Here is a 17,286-nt window from a genome sequence, read left to right on the forward strand (position 1 = left end):
AGACGACTGGCGGGCCGCCAGACAGCGCCAAGTTCTGTGGATTTGAGGCGCTGACCATTAATCAAGAGGACAAAGCTACCCGAATGCTCTGGGCAGGGCAAACCACAGCCTCGGATGAGGCAATAATATTACAGTAGAAATCTCCTGGCGCTTCTTGCATGCTCGTGTCTTTGACGGCACGACATACGCTTATCCGTACAGCCCAGGACGCAGTTTTGTCTAAGGTCATTTCATCTCACGCCCCTGCTTCAGACGCATCTCCGCTAACGGCTACGCTACGGAGCACCAGTCGTCGCGTCTTGGTCATTCTAATTTTAAGCCTGCTGGCTCTGATGGCTTGGCACTTGAATCAGGAAACCCAGCAGCAGGTGGCAAGCCAACGCAAACTGGCAGCCGCCTATGACTCACAACTGGCTAACCACTTAGCCCTGAATATGCGCCTCAAGGCCAGCGTTGCACAGTCGATCATGCAACCCTTTGCACGCCCCCCTGCGACACAGGAGCAGGCAGATGGGCTGATAGCCACTTTAAGACGCGTATCCCCCCACATTAAGAGTGTGTCTTGGCTAACCAGCCAGGGTGAGACCGTCTATAGCACTCAAGACGGCAAACCTGATGTAGCCTTCATTGGCTATATGCTTCAACGCAGCAGCAATGAACCCTTCTTCTATACCTTCAGCCCTGAGCACAACGGCCATATTTGTCTGCTACTAAGGCAGTCATCCGCTCCCGACAGTGGTTTTTGGTTGCTACGCTTGGACACCTACGTCCTGAGCAGTTGGTTCGATGAGCATCCGAGCAACTCTTCAAGTTGGTACCTGGAAGACAGCGCCCAGCAACGCATCATCGCCAGCAATGAAACAAACGTTGACGATGAACATGTCATCCCGCCTCCCCTCACTGCCGAGATCATTGCTCAAACCACCCAGCTGATCCCACTTAAAGGCAGCGACTGGCATATTCGCTGCCTGTTCGATGAGAAATCTGCGGCATTGGAGTTTCTGCCACAGCAACTGGTCAAACTGCTGATTTTCGCCATCTGCGCCGCGCTGACCCTCGGCGCACTTTATCGACTCGTACGTGAACAACGCGCTCTGCTTGCCCTCAACAGCGCTTCGAGACGCTACCTGCTACAAGCAGGCAGTGTGCTCGGTGCGATTGAAGAGCGGGTGTTGGTGACAGACCTTCAAGGGCGACTGCAGTACCTCAACCCCCAGGCGGAGGACATGTTCGGATTGAGCAACCGTGATGCAGTCGACTGGCACTTGCTCAAATTACTGCCCAATCTTGATCCTTCATTGCTTCACGATAATGGGTTGTACAGCGCTAGCGGTTCAGATCTGGTGGAGATCCGCCAAAACGGCAAGCCCTACCTTTATGACATCACCCGCAGTGACCTGACTGAGAACAACAAACAAATTGGCTTTGTCTGGGTACTTCGCGATGTGACGGAAGAACAACACGCGTCGCAGGTGCTGCAAGAGACCCGGCGCCGCTATCAGGACATTTTCGACGGCACAGGAACAGCCCTCTGCGTGCTCGACCTGACAGGCCTGCAACGCTACCTGCAAGAACACGACATCGGCTCATCTGAAGACTTGATGCGCTGGCTGAATGCCGACCCACTGCATCATGAGCAGATCAGCCGCCACCTAAATCTCACCGAGTCCAACGACGTCGCACTGAACATGTTTGGCGCCGACCTTAACCGTAAGGTCTGGCAACACTTGTTCAACAACGGAAAGATCCGCGAAGACAGCCTGCGCATGCAACTGCTCCACACCCTGATCAACGGGGGCGGTGTTGTTGAAATGGAAAAACGCATCACCACTCCACAAGGTCAAATTAGACACCTGTGGCTGCTGCTGCGCCTGCCCGAAGATGTCGATGAACTGCAAGCTGTGACCTTGAGCATCAGTGACATTACCAACCGTAAACTCATTGAAAACTCACTGATTGAACGTGAACGCTTCTGGTCTGACGTGGTCAACGCGGTTCCTGACACCATCTACGTACACGACATGACCGAGCGGAAGGTTCTCTATAGCAACTATCACCTGGGACCACAGCTGGGTTATAGCGCAGAGGAAATAGATAAGCTCGGAGACAACCTCTGGGAAAAAATCCTGCATCCAGACGACGTCGAGCTGTATCAACGCATGCGCAACGCCCAACAAGTGATGGGCGACAGCGTTCTTATGCAGGCCGAATTGCGCTGGCGCCATCGCGATGGCAGCTGGCACTGGTTTGATATCCGAGAGCAAGCGCTGGATCGCAACAGCAACGGGCTGGTGAGCCGAATGATCGGTGTTGCCAAAGACATCACCGAGCAGATCAACCGCAGTGAATCCCTGCGCGCCAGCGAACAGCGCTACCGCCTGCTGGCTGAAAGCATCAGTGACGTCATCATCACCACTGACAGCTTGCTGGAAGTGAACTACGTAAGCCATTCAGCCGAAGAAGTCTTAGGTTTTGAAGGCGAGTGGATACGCAGCCACGGCTTGCTTAGCCTTGCCGCCGATTCCAGACAAATCAGCGAACCCTGCAAGTTGCTTGACCGGGTCAGATCAGCCCTCGGCGATCCATTGCGCATGAGCGAACTGCGCAGCGAATTTAGTGCCCAGCTATTCGTGTTCGACTGCCTGCATGCTGATGGTCACACAATACCGGTTGAGTTGCGCCTGCTGCCCATGTGGGACGATAACGGGCGCTTTGAGGGTCTATTGGGCATTGCCCGTGACATCAGCCTGCAACGCCGCGCGGAAAAAGACCTGCGCATGGCCGCCACGGTGTTCGAACACTCAACAGCCGCCATTATGGTGACCGACCCCGTCGGGTACATCGTGCAGATTAATGATGCATTCAGCCGCGTGACCGGTTACTCATCCCGGCAGATCATTGATCAGATGCCCAATGTATTGGCGGCCGATAGCGAGCAGAACAACCAGTTCAACTACATCACCCAGCAACTTCGCCAACTGGGTAGCTGGGAAGGCGAGTTGCTGTTAAGAAGAAAAAACAACGACACCTTCCCGGCTTGGGTAGGCATCACCGCTATACGGGACGATGACAACGACCTCATCAGCTATGTGGCCTTCTTCAGCGATATCAGTGAGCGCAAGGCCAATGAGCAACGCATTCATCGCCTTGCGTATTACGACCCACTCACGCAATTGCCAAACCGCACACTGTTCCAGGACCGACTGCACACAGCCTTGCAACTCGCCGAGCGGAATCAACAGTGGGTCGTATTGATGTTCCTCGACCTGGACCGCTTCAAACCGATCAATGACTCACTCGGTCATGCAGCAGGCGATCGCATGCTCAAAGAAGTGGCTGGACGCCTGAGCCTGTGTGTCGACAGCCAAGACACCGTAGCCCGCATGGGTGGGGATGAATTCACCCTCCTGCTGAGCCCGCAAAACCAGCGTGAGAGCGCGCTGAACAGAGCGATACACGTCGGCGAGCAAATCCTTACGCGTCTGGCCCAACCTTTTATTCTGGAAGGCCGAGAATTCTTCGTCAGCGCCAGCATTGGTATCGCCCTTGGCCCGCAGGACGGCAACGAACTAAGTCAGCTGATGAAAAACGCCGACACCGCGATGTACCACGCCAAAGAGCGCGGTAAAAACAACTTCCAGTTCTATCAAGCGGACATGAACGCCAGCGCCCTTCAGCGTATTGAACTGGAGAGCGACCTGCGCCACGCTCTCGCTCAAAATGAATTCCATTTGGCGTATCAGCCGCAATTCTCCAGCAATGGACACTCCCTGACCGGTGTCGAAGTTCTACTGCGCTGGAAACACCCGCAACGCGGCAACGTAGCGCCTAGCGACTTTATTCCTGTACTGGAAGAACTGGGACTGGTGGTGCAAGTTGGCGACTGGGTATTGCTCCAGGCTTGCCGCCAACTGGCTGACTGGCATCGTAATGGCCTGAAAGTGCCAAAGGTTTCAGTCAACCTCTCCCCACGCCAGTTCAGTGAGGGGAACCTCAACCTGCGCATCGCCGAAATACTCAAACAGAGCAGCATTCCTACGGGCACCCTGGAGCTGGAAATTACCGAAAGCATCCTCATGGAAGACGTCTCAGCAGCCATGCACACCCTGGCCGAGCTTAAGACGCTAGGGGTTTTTGTCGCGATTGACGACTTCGGTACTGGCTACTCGTCACTCAACTACCTGAAACAGTTCCCACTGGACGTACTTAAAATCGACCGCAGCTTTGTGGATAACCTTCCCCATGGCGAGAAAGACGCACAAATTGCCCGAGCCATTATCGCCATGGCCCATAGCCTCGACCTTTCAGTAATTGCCGAAGGGGTGGAAAACGAGGCGCAACTCGAGTTTCTGCGCAGCCACAACTGTGACGAAGTACAAGGGTATTTGCTCGGTCACCCAATGACTGCCAAACAATTTACCGCCACATTTTCTCGCCGCGCCCAACTTGAACCGAGCTGATCACCGTGCATGAGCGGAGTTTGTCTGACTGATGATCACTCCTCATGTGCCGGATTGGCTCGGATAGGGTAGAATCCGCCCCCTCTTTCTACCGCCCAGCTGATTACCTCAGGGGATTGCTATGTTCAGCCGTGATTTGAATCTTGCCCGTTTTGACGCCGAATTGTTTGCTGCGATGGAGCAAGAAGCCCAACGCCAGGAGCATCACATCGAGCTGATCGCCTCGGAAAACTACACCAGCCCAGCGGTCATGGAAGCTCAGGGTTCGGTTCTGACTAACAAGTACGCCGAAGGTTATCCGGGCAAGCGTTACTACGGTGGCTGCGAATACGTCGACATCGTTGAGCAACTGGCTATCGACCGTGCAAAAGAACTGTTCGGTGCCGACTACGCCAACGTCCAGCCGCACTCCGGCAGCCAAGCGAACAGCGCCGTATACATGGCTCTGCTGGAAGCAGGCGACACCGTTCTGGGCATGAGCCTGGCTCACGGTGGTCACCTGACCCACGGTGCCAGCGTTAGCTTCTCCGGCAAGATCTACAACGCTGTTCAGTACGGCATCAACGACAACGGCCTGATCGACTACGACGAAGTTGAGAGTCTGGCTGTTGAGCACAAGCCGAAAATGATCATCGCAGGTTTCAGCGCCTACTCTCAGGTTCTGGACTTCCCGCGCTTCCGCGCCATTGCTGACAAAGTCGGCGCTTACCTGTTCGTAGACATGGCCCACGTTGCCGGTCTGGTTGCAGCAGGCCTGTACCCGAACCCGGTTCCATTTGCTGACGTAGTGACCACCACCACTCACAAAACCCTGCGCGGCCCGCGCGGTGGTCTGATCCTGGCCCGTGCTAACGAAGCGCTGGAGAAGAAACTGAACTCCGCCGTATTCCCAGGCGGCCAAGGCGGCCCGCTGGAGCACGTGATCGCGGCTAAAGCTGTGTGCTTCAAAGAAGCCCTGCAACCCGAGTTCAAGGAATACCAAGCTCAGGTCATCAAGAACGCCCAAGCCATGGCCAACGTGTTCATCGAGAACGGCTACGATGTGGTTTCCGGCGGTACTGAGAACCATCTGTTCCTGCTGTCCCTGATCAAACAGGACATCACCGGTAAAGACGCAGACGCAGCCCTGGGCCGCGCCTTCATCACCGTGAACAAGAACAGCGTACCGAACGATCCACGTTCGCCGTTCGTCACCTCTGGCCTGCGTATCGGTACTCCGGCTGTGACCACTCGCGGCTTTAAAGAAGAAGAGTGCCGTCAACTGGCTGGCTGGATCTGCGAGATCCTGGCTAACCTGGGTGACGAAGCTGTTGAAGCCCGCGTGCGCGAGCAAGTTAAAGCGGTATGCGCTAAGTTCCCGGTATACGGCAACTAAGCTTTACCTGCTGACAAAAAGCCCGGCTCATGCCGGGCTTTTTGTTGATGCCAGCCACACTTTAGGCATCCACCCACCTTGTTTCATTGATAGCCCTCCAACATGGAACTTTAGTCCATATTTTCAGGAGGCCGTTATCATGTATCACGCTCTTCGCACGCTCACCGTTTCAACCCTGCTGGCCACATACGCCTTGAACAGCTCGGCGGGCGGTCCGGAATCCCGCTTTGCACTCAACGCAAAATCTAAAGATCAGGAGGCACAGCTAGCCCCCGCCCCGCAGTACGCTGAACGACTCAAAGGGCCATATGACTTGTGGCAAGACGGTGAAGGTGGACTTCTATGCAAAGTACGCCTTAACGACACCCCTACAATAGGTGGTTTGAGCCTACAGGCGGACGAAGATTGCGCGAGCAAACTTAACTTAGCGGGAGATCCATATGCATGGTTTATCAACCCTAACGGGCAGCTGATTATCATTGATGCCACGCGCCAAGCGCTGTTGCGCATGAGCGTACTTGAGGATGGCTCGTACAAAGATCCGCGCGATGGCGATTACGTCAATGCCGTTTTACTGTCCCGCCCTCAATAGAGCGGGACGACGTATTACGCCACAGCAGGGTCTCGCTGAGCGATGAATCAGGCACCGAGCTGAGCAAATCCATCCCGAATTTCGGCTTCAGGCAAGTTATCGCCAATAAAGACGATAACTGATTGGCGTGTTTCCCCCGCCTGCCAAGGCTCGGCGTAATCAAATCCGTACAGCCGCAACACCCCCTGAAATACCATACGCCGGTCTTCACCGGCTATTGCCAGTACACCTTTGTAGCGCAGCAGTGAGTTGCCGTACTGCTCCAGTAGATTTTCCATAAAGGCGCTGAGCTTATCGATGTCCAAGTCCTGCTCGCTGCTAAGTACCAATGTACTGATGCGGTCAGGGTTATTGGCTGGCAGCAACGGGCGCAAGGTCATCACCGGACCTAGATCGTCATTCAAATTGAAGCCGCGCACATCCAGCAGCTCGGACAGATCAATACGGCCATGCTCAACATGGCGCACCGGCGCACGTCGGTTAATACGCTGCAGACGCTGAGTCAGTGCATCAACTTGCGTTTGGTCGGCCAGATCGGTCTTGCTGATCAAAATACGATCGGCAAACCCCACCTGCGCCTGAGCTATCGCCTCCTGCAAATGACGCTCAGCGTTAACCGCATCCACCAACGTGATAATGCCGTCCAACACATAACGCTCGCACAACTCTTCATCGGCAAAGAACGTCTGCGCGACCGGTGCCGGATCGGCCAGTCCAGTGCATTCGATCACCAGCCGGTCGAAGTCCAACTCGCCGCTATCGAGTTTATCCAGCAGCAGGTACAGCGCTTTTTCCAGCTCTACATGGATGGAACAACAGACGCATCCGTTAGCCAATGTCATGACCTGCACTGGCTCGCTGCCGAGCAATTGCGTATCAATCGGTGTGTCGCTGTATTCGTTCTCGATCACCGCCAGCTTCAGGCCATGCTCGGCTTGCAGCATGTGACGCAATAGGGTTGTTTTGCCTGCCCCCAGAAAACCACTGAGCACCGTGACCGGAATCACCTTTGACATAACCGCAACCTCATAACGAAATACGCCACGACAAGCGTGGCGTATGGATTCATATCAGCCGGATTGTAACCGACTCAGCTACAAGCAGCTGTTTCAGCAACAACGTACGGGGCGACCTTTACCGCCACCATAACGAGCATCCTGGCGCTCACGAAAAAAGTCTTCGTAGCTCATTACGGGCTGATCCGGGTGTTTGTTTTTCATGTGTTCGACATAGGTGTCGTAATCCGGCATGCCGACCAACATACGCGCGGCTTGCCCCAGATACTTACCCATACGACTCAAATCATTGAACACCAGTATTTACCTCATGAGTGCCGGGCCCCCAGGCCCGGCGGATCAGCTATCAAGCGTTCGGCGCAGCCTGATAGGGAGTTTCCTTGTCAGTGCGCTGCGGGTTAACCCACGCGGCGCGGCCGATTTTCAGGGCATAGAACAGGATGCTGAAGACCACCACCAGGAACAGCACGCTAAGACCAGCGTTGGTGTAGGCGTTCATGATCACATGCTGCATCTGACCGAGGTCCTTGGCCGGAGCCAGAATTTGACCTGCATCCAACGCCGTTTCGTACTTCTTGGCCAAGGCCAGGAAACCAACAGCCGGGTTGGCATCGAACAGCTTGATCAGGCTCGCAACCGTGGTGCAGATCAGCAGCCACACAGCAGGTAGCAAGGTGACCCAGATGTACTGCTGGCGCTTCATTTTGATCAGCACAACAGTGCACAGCATCAGCGCGATACCGGCCAGCATCTGGTTAGAGATGCCGAACAACGGCCACAACGTGTTGATGCCGCCCAGCGGGTCGACCACGCCCTGATACAACAGATAGCCCCACAGCGCCACGCACCCTGCAGTTGCAATCACGTTAGCGCCCCAAGACTCGGTGCGGCGCAGCGCAGGCACGAAGTTGCCCAGCAGGTCCTGCAGCATAAAGCGGCCTGCACGGGTACCGGCATCCACAGCAGTCAGAATGAACAGCGCTTCAAACAGAATCGCGAAGTGGTACCAGAACGCCATAGTGTTCTCACCCGGCAGCGCCTGGTGAAGAATCTGCGCGATACCCACCGCCAGTGTTGGCGCACCGCCTGCACGGTTGAGAATAGTGTTCTCACCGATGTCATTAGCAACGGCTTCAAGCGCCTCTGGAGTGATCACGAAGCCCCAGTTGCTCACCGCAGCAGCAACGCTCACTACATCAGAACCGACCACGGCGGGTGGGCTGTTCATGGCGAAATACACGCCAGGATCAATGATCGATGCAGCGACCATGGCCATGATCGCGACCATGGACTCCATCAGCATGCCGCCGTAACCGATGTAGCGGGCATGGGTTTCATTGGCCAACAGTTTCGGCGTGGTGCCAGAGCTGATCAGCGCATGGAAGCCAGACACCGCACCGCAGGCAATGGTGATAAACAGGAACGGGAACAGTGCGCCTTTCCAGACCGGGCCAGTGCCATCAGTGAACTGAGTCAAGGCTGGCATTTTCAGCTCAGGCGCCAGCATCAGAATGCCGACTGCCAACGCTACGATGGTACCGATCTTGAGGAACGTCGACAGGTAGTCACGCGGAGCCAGAATCAGCCATACCGGCAGTACCGCCGCGACAAAGCCATAGCCCACCAGCATCCAGGTGATCTGCACACCGGTAAAGGTGAACATCGGCCCCCACACTGGGTCAGCCGCCACAACACCACCGAGCCAGATTGAACCCAGCAGCAGTGCAACACCAATCACAGAGATTTCACCGATGCGGCCTGGGCGGATATAGCGCATGTAAATGCCCATGAACATCGCAATCGGAATCGTCGCAATCACTGTGAACATGCCCCAAGGGCTTTCAGCCAGCGCCTTAACCACGATCAGAGAAAGCACCGCTAGGATGATGATCATGATCAGGAAGCAACCGAACAGGGCGATGGTGCCTGGAATCCGGCCCATTTCCTCACGCACCATATCGCCCAGAGAGCGGGCATTACGGCGGGTAGAAATAAACAGCACCATGAAGTCCTGCACGGCACCGGCCAAAACCACACCGGCAATCAGCCAAAGCGTGCCTGGCAGGTAGCCCATTTGCGCGGCCAGAACCGGACCGACCAAGGGGCCAGCCCCGGCGATGGCAGCAAAGTGGTGACCAAAGAGCACATGCTTGTTGGTCGGCACAAAGTCCAGGCCATCATTGTTCAACACGGCAGGAGTGGCCCGTGTTGGATCAAGTTGCATCACCTTGTTGGCAATAAACAAGCTGTAGTAACGGTACGCCACCAGATAGATGGCCAGTGCCGCAACCACTATCCACAGCGCGTTAATCGTTTCGCCCCGGCTTAACGCCACTGTCCCCAGGGCAAAGGCTCCCAGTACGGCGACTGCGAACCAGGCAAGGTGACCTATCAGTCGATTCATCAAAAAACTCCTGCCCTGGGCCTAAACCCTACGGCAATTCATAGTTGTTATTGTCCACGCTTCAAGCGAAGCAAGCTGACCCACTTCAGATGAAAGCAGAAACACCTTCGTGCACAACTGTAAGCCATCTGCGGAAAAGGTGCATGCTAAAGCCCTTATCAGAGTGAAAGACCGAGTCAACGCGCACGAAAAAGACTAGCTGGGACAATTGAACTTGTATTGAAAAGAAGACGCTATCTGCAATTTCATCTATGGCAGACGCTTTTGATACCACTTAAAAATTCTAGCAACTCATAAAAGGAACAGTATTAGCCAAAAGTCGCTAAGTATTGGAAGCAAAACGCCAGCAATATCAAGGCTCGGGAACAAATTTCAGGTCTTTGCAATCTATCGATTGCGAGTCTTCTGTTCGTACAGCAACACCCAATCAGAAGCCTGGCAGCAATACCACTTCGGCTTACGGTATGAGCCAGTACAGGACAGGAGTCGTACGTGCAAGGCTCACTCCGCAGGCTGCCTAACTGTGCACTCCTTTGGAGAGATCACCATGCTTCGATTACAGGGATTTTTTCTGAGCGTCCTTATATGTCTGCCGCTGCAATTCGCGGTTGCGGCCGATGATGGGCAAAGCGTCGATCTCAAGCAGTACAGCAATCGTCAAACCCTACCTGACTTCACGGCAGCTGCCTGCCCGGGGACTCCTCGTAGTCTCACGCAGATCAAGGGCAATCTCTATAGACACACTAATGGCAGTGGTCTGGCCGTTCACAGTGGACTAGTACTCATCACCAAAGAGGGGGCTCTGGTAATTGATCCAGCCCAAGCTTGCACGTCCAAATGGCTTCTGGATGAGATTAAAACGCGATTCAACGTCCCAGTTAAATATGTGGTTTATACGCACGCCCATGCCGACCATGTCAGCGGCGGTAAAGTTTTTCAGCAAGCTGGGGCGATCGTTGTAGCCAATCAACGTGCAATAGAACCTCTGATCGGCGAGAAGATTGATACCGCCCTACCGAACAGAGTATTCGATAAAGACATGCAGATATCACTAGGGGGTGAAACAGTGCTTTTGCACCGAGTGGCCCCAAGCCACTCTGACAGCATGATCATGGTGCTTTTCCCAGGCTACAAAGCCCTGCAATGCACCGACGTCTGCGAGAGTAAAACAATGCCCTATAACGACTTTCTGGACTTCTACTACCCTGGCTGGATTGAAACCCTCGACTGGGTAATCAAACAAGACGTTGACGTGATTGATGTAGGCCACTACACCCCTGCAACACGTGAAGATCAGGAAGCATTGCGTGCCTATCTGGTGAGTCTTCATCAACAAGTGCTGGATCTTGTGCGAGCCGGACAATCCTGGGACCAACTCTACCGCAATGTGAAGTTTTCACCCGAAGTACAATCCTGGACCGGCTTCACTAACATGAAAATGGCCAATATTCAGGGGATGTACCGCTGGGTATCCAACCACCGTCGTGGTGCCTGGTAACGCCAACTAGTAGCGCCTTCATGCCCCGGCCTTAGGTCGGGGCTCTGCTTTAAAGCTGACAGTTAACTAAGGGCAAAGCCCCCCTAACTGATGTGAACCCATACAAAATTTGCGTGCCTTAATTGCTCTGCAGCGCAATAATCAGCACATCAGTGCAACTAGAGCATGCCAGTTACAAAGGGCTTCTCTATAGTGGCTAAAATCGCGCAGGAGTTTTCCACATGAGTCCATCAGGCAGTGAGCGCCGCCGTTTTCAGCGCATTGAATTTGATGCACCCACCACCTTGAAACAGGGCGAGCATACTTGGGATGTCGAACTGCACGACATTTCACTCAAGGGCCTGTTAGTTAAACGCCCCGAGCATTGGAATGCCGACCCCAATGCCAGCTTCAGTGTGCAAATTGACCTAAGCGAAAACACTCACGTCGTACTGGATGTTGTACTGACCCGCAGCCAGGACGAGCTTCTGGGCTTTGTCTGCCGGCATATCGACTTGGACTCCATCAGCCACTTGCGCCGTCTGCTGGAGCTAAACCTCGGTGACGACAGCTTGCTGGAGCGTGAACTGGCAGCGCTTGGCGATCATTAATCCAGACCGCCAAGCGCACAAAGCTATTCGAATAGCGCATCCAACGCTTGATCCAGGCGTGTCACAGCAACAACCTGCAAGCCGGGCGGCGCATCTTTCGGCGCATTACCTTTGGGGATAATGGCGCGTTTAAAGCCATGCTTAGCTGCCTCTTTCAGGCGCTCCTGACCGCTGGGCACCGGGCGAATCTCACCGGATAGACCCACCTCACCGAATACCAATACATCATTAGGCAGTGGACGGTTGCGCAGGCTGGATATCACCGCTGCCAACAGCGCCAAGTCTGAAGCGGTCTCCAACACCTTGACCCCACCCACGACGTTGAGAAACACATCCTGATCGTAGGTCGGAATACCGCCATGTCGGTGTAATACAGCCAGCAGCATGGCCAACCGGTTCTGATCCAGCCCCAGCGTGACCCGGCGCGGGTTAGCCATATGGCTCGTATCAACCAGCGCCTGAACTTCAACCAGCATTGGGCGAGTGCCTTCCCATGTGGCCATGACCACGCTGCCGGGCACCTCTTCTTGGGCCCGCGTAAGGAAAATCGCGGAAGGATTGGTCACCTCTTTAAGGCCCTTGTCGGTCATGCCGAACACGCCCAGCTCATTGACCGCTCCGAAACGGTTCTTCACCGCCCGCAGTAAACGCAGACGCCCGTCGGACTCACCTTCGAAATACAGCACGGTATCGACCATGTGCTCCAGAACGCGAGGCCCCGCCAAGGCGCCCTCTTTCGTGACATGGCCAACTAGAAAAATCGCCGTGCCACTCTGCTTGGCAAAGCGCACCAGCAGCGCCGCACTCTCGCGTACTTGGGCGACACCGCCCGGCGCTGACTGCAGTTGCTCGGTAAAGATGGTCTGGATCGAGTCGATCACCATCACCTTAGGCTTTTCCAGGCGGGCCGTGGCGATGATGCTTTCGATACAGGTTTCGGTCATGACCTTGAGCTTGTCTTCCGGCAAGCCCAGACGACGGGCGCGCATGGCAACCTGCTGCTGAGACTCCTCACCGGTGACATATAAGGCCGGAAACTTTACGGCGATGTTGCACAGCGTCTGCAACAGGATGGTGGACTTGCCGATGCCGGGATCACCACCGATGAGGACCACCGATCCGTCCACAAGGCCGCCACCAAGGACCCGGTCCAACTCACCGGACGCTGTGGAAAACCTTGGCACCTCTTCAACACTGACCTCAGCCAGTGTTTTGAGCTGCGCCTGATCCCCCGCCCATCCGGCCCGGCCACTTGGTGTGGCACTATTTGCCTCGATCAGGGTTTCCACTAACGTGTTCCATGTACCGCACTCACCGCACTGCCCGGCCCACTTGGGAAAGGTAGCGCCGCACTCTGTGCAGCCATACATGCGCTTGGCTTTGGCCATTCCGGGACTCCTTCAAAAGCAGAGCCCGGATCATACGAAATAGCTGGATATATTTACAGCTAAACGTTATCCACGGCAGCCATTACCGCAGCCGCAGCACTGCCCCGAGGCCCTCTTCAGTTGCCGAGCCAGATCGTCTTTAAGCCCCACGCGCTCTTGCTTCAAAGCATTCAGCGCGGCGTCTGTCAGCAGCTCTTCACCGGACTCAATACGGCAGATCTGCTTATCCAGATGTTCATAGGCATCGGCCATCTGGGCAAAGCGCACGTCCTTCATACGCAAGTCGTGCAGCGCTTCGCGCATATCGGGAAAGTCTTTCACCAGCGGATGATGTTCAACGTGCATGTGGACGCTCCAGTAGTCGCTGTCTATGGAGTCAGAATATTCCTAGGCACATCTGCATCGTTTGATCAGGATCAAGCAATCAGCCTAAAGCGCCTTGCGCAAGCGCTCTTCAATGTCATCTTTAAGCGCCACACGCTGCAGCTTTAAGCCTTGCAACACCAACTCGTCCATGGCTTCACGCCCACGCTCGACTTCATAGATGCGCGTATCCAACGCGGCGTACTCCTCGGCCAGACGACTGAAGTGACCGTCTGATGCCAACAGCCGCTGTAGCGGGTCGATAAACTCAGGAAACTCGCGGTGCAATGGATGGTGTTCCAGCGGCATGTCAGTGTCCTCCTGATAGTTAGCTCTGAGCCTAGCTGATATCGCTGGTCGTACGCAAAGCAGGCTTTTTGATGGCTGACAAAGGCCGCACTACACTTCCAACACCCCCCCCGCGAAAGGAACTGCATCAAGATGAGCATACTCAGTGAATTCAAAGCCTTTGCTGTAAAAGGCAACGTGGTTGATATGGCCGTAGGTATCATCATTGGTGCCGCATTCGGCAAGATCGTCTCATCCTTTGTCGGCGATGTGATCATGCCCCCAATCGGCCTGTTAATCGGCGGGGTGGATTTCTCCGACTTGGCTATAACCCTAAAAGCGGCTGAAGGCGATATCCCCGCCGTAATGCTGAGCTACGGCAAGTTTATCCAGACCATTCTCGATTTCGTGATTGTCGCCTTTGCCATTTTCATGGGTATAAAAGTCATCAACCGCCTTAAGCGCGAGGAAGAAGCCGCACCGGAGGCTCCCGCAGCCCCAAGTCGTGAAGAGGAATTGCTGAGCGAAATTCGTGACTTGCTCAAGGCACAGCAACACAAGCCTTAACACCCTTGAGGCCAATAAAAAAGGCACCTTTCGGTGCCTTTTTTTTACATCACTCGCTGCCGAGTCAGGCATCGAGGGGCTTAAGCATAAGCTTAGCGACCCGGCGCTCCTTCACCTCAGTCACCGTCATGCGCCAATCCTCATGTATCACCTCATCGCCGCTGACCGGCAATCGGTCAAGCAGGCTCATCACCAAACCCGCTAGCGTCTGATAGTCATCCGTGGCTTTGGCCCTGAAGCCAACGCGATCACGCAGTACCGCCAGGTTGATGGCACCGCTGACCAAGTACCCGCCATCAACAGCCTCGATATCCGGCCCATCTACTTCGCTGGCATCCGGCAACTCACCTGCAATGGCCTCAAGAATGTCGGTGAGGGTCAGCAGGCCTTCAAAACCGCCAAACTCATTAACCACAAAAGCAACGTGGGTCGAAGCCTGTCGCATCTGTTCCAAGGCGCTCAGGACAGACACACTGTCCGGCAGGTTTACCGGCGAGCGAATCAGACTTTCGATATCCGGTTGCTCACCTTTGAGCAGTTCTTTGAACAGTTCCTTCTTATGCACGTAACCCAGCGGCTCGTCCGCTGCGCCGGTGCGAGTCACTACCAGCCGTGAATGCGGCGACTCCAGTAGGGCGTGATGGATGTTTTCCACCGTGTCGTCGAGATTAAAGCTGTCGACCTCCATCCGGTCGGTCATCACCTTCTTGATCGACTGCTCGGCCAAGCTCAGGACACCGCTGATCATCACCCGCTCACGGCGGTCAAAGAGCACACCATGCGACGAGCTACCATCCAGCATATCGGCGATTTCTTCGCCCACTTCGTCTTCTTGCACTTTGCCGCCCAACAGACGCATGACCGCATGGGCCGTACGCTCACGCAGGCCAAGTTCCCCCTGCAGGTTGCGCTTACGACGCGAGCGAGCGGTCTGGTTAAACACCTCAATCAGGATTGAGAAGCCAATGGCCGCGTACAGGTAACCTTTCGGGATATGGAAGCCTAAGCCTTCAGCAGTCAAGCTGAAGCCGATCATCATCAGGAAGCCCAGACACAGCATGATCACCGTCGGACGTGCGTTGACGAACGCCGTCAGTGGCTTGCTCGCCACCATCATCAAGCCCATGGAGATCACCACGGCGATCATCATCACCTCCAGGTGCTCAACCATGCCTACAGCGGTGATAACCGCATCCAGCGAGAACACAGCATCCAACACGATGATCTGCGCCACAACCGGCCAGAACTTCGCGTATGTGCGGCTACCGCTGGCCTGATGGGTTCGGCCTTCAAGACGCTCATGAAGCTCCATGGTGGCCTTAAACAACAGGAACACACCACCGAAGAGCATGATGAGGTCACGCCCGGAGAAGGTATGCCCGAACACCTCAATCAACGGTTCGGTCAGGGTCACCAACCAGGCCATACTCGCCAACAGGCCCAGGCGCATGATCATGGCCAGGCTCAAACCAATCAGACGAGCACGGTCGCGCTGCTCAGGCGGCAATTTGTCCGCAAGAATGGCGATAAACACCAAGTTGTCGATCCCCAGAACAATTTCCAGGACGATCAACGTGAACAGCCCTAACCAGGCTGTGGGATCCATGATCCATTCCATTTAACGTACAGTTCTCTTGCTGATAAAACGGGCACAGCCGAACGCATTGCGCAGTTGAAGAACTCGCACAATGGAGATCAGCTGGGGAAAAAGTCGTGCAGCGGGCCGCTGCCGAAAACGCAAACACAGGGCTGTGTCGCGGAATTTTAACGCCGCACTCTGCGCAAATGGCGAGGGCGGCTTACACCTGTCAGTGTCCATATAATCCTGAAAAAACCATATCGAGCTGCAATCCTAAGGTTAGCGGCCAATAATTACAAAATATCAATTCGTTACCAGATTTCACCGCTGAACATTATAAAACCTGGCTACAGGCTCTACAGAGCCTAGTTGGGGCTACCAATAGTTTTCCACCGCAACCTGTCCTGGCCGACGAGTGAGACTCAGGTGCAAGCCCCTAAGTTTAAGTAATGCGCGGGTGTCATCAATCATCTGCGGGTTGCCGCAGATCATCACCCGCGAACGCTCTGGCTCAAGTCTGAAGCCCACCGAACGCTCCAGCTCACCGTTCATCAGCAAATCAGTAATGCGCCCGTGCAGACATTCTGGGACAACCTCCCGGGTCACAATTGGTCGGTAGGTGAATCGCTCGGCATACTCAATCAGGTGCTCCTGCTGCATCAGCCCTTTTATCAACGGCTGATAAGCCAACTCAGCAGCCGTGCGTGCGCTGTAGACCAGCACCACCCGTTCAAAGCGCTGCCACAGCTCCAGCCCCTGAAGAATTGAGAGAAAGGGGGCCAGGCCTGTGCCACTAGCCAATAACCAAAGATCACACCCATCGGCAAAGCGATCCAGCGTCAGATAGCCCAGCGCCTGTTTCTCAATCAACAGGTCGTCGCCCGCCTGTAAGCGCCGCAGCTCAGTGGTGAACTCACCACCCGGCACCACAATGGAAAAGAACTCCAGATAGTCATCATGGGGAGCAGAAACCATTGAGTAAGCCCGCCACACCTGCGAGCCATCGGTTTTGCTGACACCCAGTCGGGCGAACTGCCCGGCTTGAAAGCGGAATCCCGCATCACGAGTGCTGCGCAAGGTAAATAAACTTGGCGTGAGGGTGTTCACCTCAAGCAGGGTTTGCCGGGTGAATTTTTCGCTGTCCATAAGCGGTTGCTCCCTATGAC

General features: G+C 55.0%; 14 protein-coding genes. 6 read left to right on the top strand and 8 right to left on the bottom strand.

Translation table 11 applies throughout. The features are described 5' to 3' along the window. Window positions 1-332 precede the first annotated feature (332 nt). The 3 genes from WG219_17715 to WG219_17725 all read left to right on the top strand — a co-directional run bounded on the left by WG219_17715 (window position 333) and on the right by WG219_17725 (window position 6,427). Window positions 333-4,460, top strand: coding sequence for an EAL domain-containing protein (locus WG219_17715; protein WXL25120.1), 4,128 nt, complete (start codon window positions 333-335; stop codon window positions 4,458-4,460). A gap of 121 nt (window positions 4,461-4,581) precedes the next feature. Further along, window positions 4,582-5,835 carry a serine hydroxymethyltransferase gene (gene glyA / locus WG219_17720; GenBank protein WXL25121.1) on the top strand — a complete coding sequence of 418 codons (1,254 nt, stop codon included), beginning with the start codon at window positions 4,582-4,584 and terminating at the stop codon, window positions 5,833-5,835. A gap of 139 nt (window positions 5,836-5,974) precedes the next feature. Then, window positions 5,975-6,427 carry an AprI/Inh family metalloprotease inhibitor gene (locus tag WG219_17725; GenBank protein WXL25122.1) on the top strand — a complete coding sequence of 151 codons (453 nt, stop codon included), beginning with the start codon at window positions 5,975-5,977 and terminating at the stop codon, window positions 6,425-6,427. Between the two features lie 47 nt (window positions 6,428-6,474). Here WG219_17725 and yjiA read toward each other — a convergent pair whose 3' ends face one another. From yjiA to WG219_17740, 3 genes are all read right to left on the bottom strand, one after another. Beyond that, on the bottom strand, window positions 6,475-7,443 hold the full coding sequence (yjiA, locus tag WG219_17730) for a GTPase (GenBank protein WXL25123.1): 969 nt from the start codon (window positions 7,441-7,443) through the stop codon (window positions 6,475-6,477). A gap of 93 nt (window positions 7,444-7,536) precedes the next feature. Next, window positions 7,537-7,740, bottom strand: a complete 204-nt coding sequence (locus WG219_17735) for a YbdD/YjiX family protein (protein ID WXL25124.1) — start codon at window positions 7,738-7,740, stop codon at window positions 7,537-7,539. A 49-nt stretch (window positions 7,741-7,789) separates the two neighbouring features. Beyond that, window positions 7,790-9,847 (bottom strand): carbon starvation CstA family protein, encoded by a 2,058-nt coding sequence (locus WG219_17740; GenBank protein WXL25125.1) that lies wholly within the window; start codon window positions 9,845-9,847, stop codon window positions 7,790-7,792. A 547-nt stretch (window positions 9,848-10,394) separates the two neighbouring features. Here WG219_17740 and WG219_17745 point away from each other — a divergent pair. Further along, window positions 10,395-11,345, top strand: a complete 951-nt coding sequence (locus tag WG219_17745) for an MBL fold metallo-hydrolase (protein ID WXL25126.1) — start codon at window positions 10,395-10,397, stop codon at window positions 11,343-11,345. A gap of 221 nt (window positions 11,346-11,566) precedes the next feature. Beyond that, entirely contained in the window at window positions 11,567-11,935 is a 369-nt protein-coding gene (locus WG219_17750) for a PilZ domain-containing protein (GenBank protein WXL25127.1), read from the top strand. 23 nt (window positions 11,936-11,958) lie between these two features. Here WG219_17750 and radA read toward each other — a convergent pair whose 3' ends face one another. The 3 genes from radA to WG219_17765 form a co-directional block, all read right to left on the bottom strand. Beyond that, window positions 11,959-13,323: a DNA repair protein RadA gene (radA, locus tag WG219_17755; GenBank protein WXL25128.1), complete on the bottom strand. Its 1,365-nt coding sequence runs from the start codon at window positions 13,321-13,323 to the stop codon at window positions 11,959-11,961. A gap of 66 nt (window positions 13,324-13,389) precedes the next feature. After that, window positions 13,390-13,668 carry a DUF465 domain-containing protein gene (locus WG219_17760; protein WXL25129.1) on the bottom strand — a complete coding sequence of 93 codons (279 nt, stop codon included), beginning with the start codon at window positions 13,666-13,668 and terminating at the stop codon, window positions 13,390-13,392. Between the two features lie 84 nt (window positions 13,669-13,752). Then, window positions 13,753-13,995, bottom strand: a complete 243-nt coding sequence (locus WG219_17765; protein WXL25130.1) for a DUF465 domain-containing protein — start codon at window positions 13,993-13,995, stop codon at window positions 13,753-13,755. Window positions 13,996-14,127: 132 nt separating this feature from the next. Between WG219_17765 and mscL the strand changes: the two genes are divergently transcribed. Next, window positions 14,128-14,541 (top strand): large-conductance mechanosensitive channel protein MscL, encoded by a 414-nt coding sequence (gene mscL, locus WG219_17770; GenBank protein WXL25131.1) that lies wholly within the window; start codon window positions 14,128-14,130, stop codon window positions 14,539-14,541. Between the two features lie 64 nt (window positions 14,542-14,605). On the opposite strand, the gene WG219_17775 is transcribed toward mscL, so the two are convergent. After that, window positions 14,606-16,159, bottom strand: a complete 1,554-nt coding sequence (locus WG219_17775; protein ID WXL25132.1) for a TerC family protein — start codon at window positions 16,157-16,159, stop codon at window positions 14,606-14,608. A 336-nt stretch (window positions 16,160-16,495) separates the two neighbouring features. Further along, on the bottom strand, window positions 16,496-17,266 hold the full coding sequence (locus WG219_17780) for a ferredoxin--NADP reductase (GenBank protein ID WXL25133.1): 771 nt from the start codon (window positions 17,264-17,266) through the stop codon (window positions 16,496-16,498). Window positions 17,267-17,286 lie beyond the last annotated feature (20 nt).

This window comes from Pseudomonas mendocina, from assembly GCA_037482215.1.
GTDB lineage: Bacteria > Pseudomonadota > Gammaproteobacteria > Pseudomonadales > Pseudomonadaceae > Aquipseudomonas > Aquipseudomonas mendocina_E.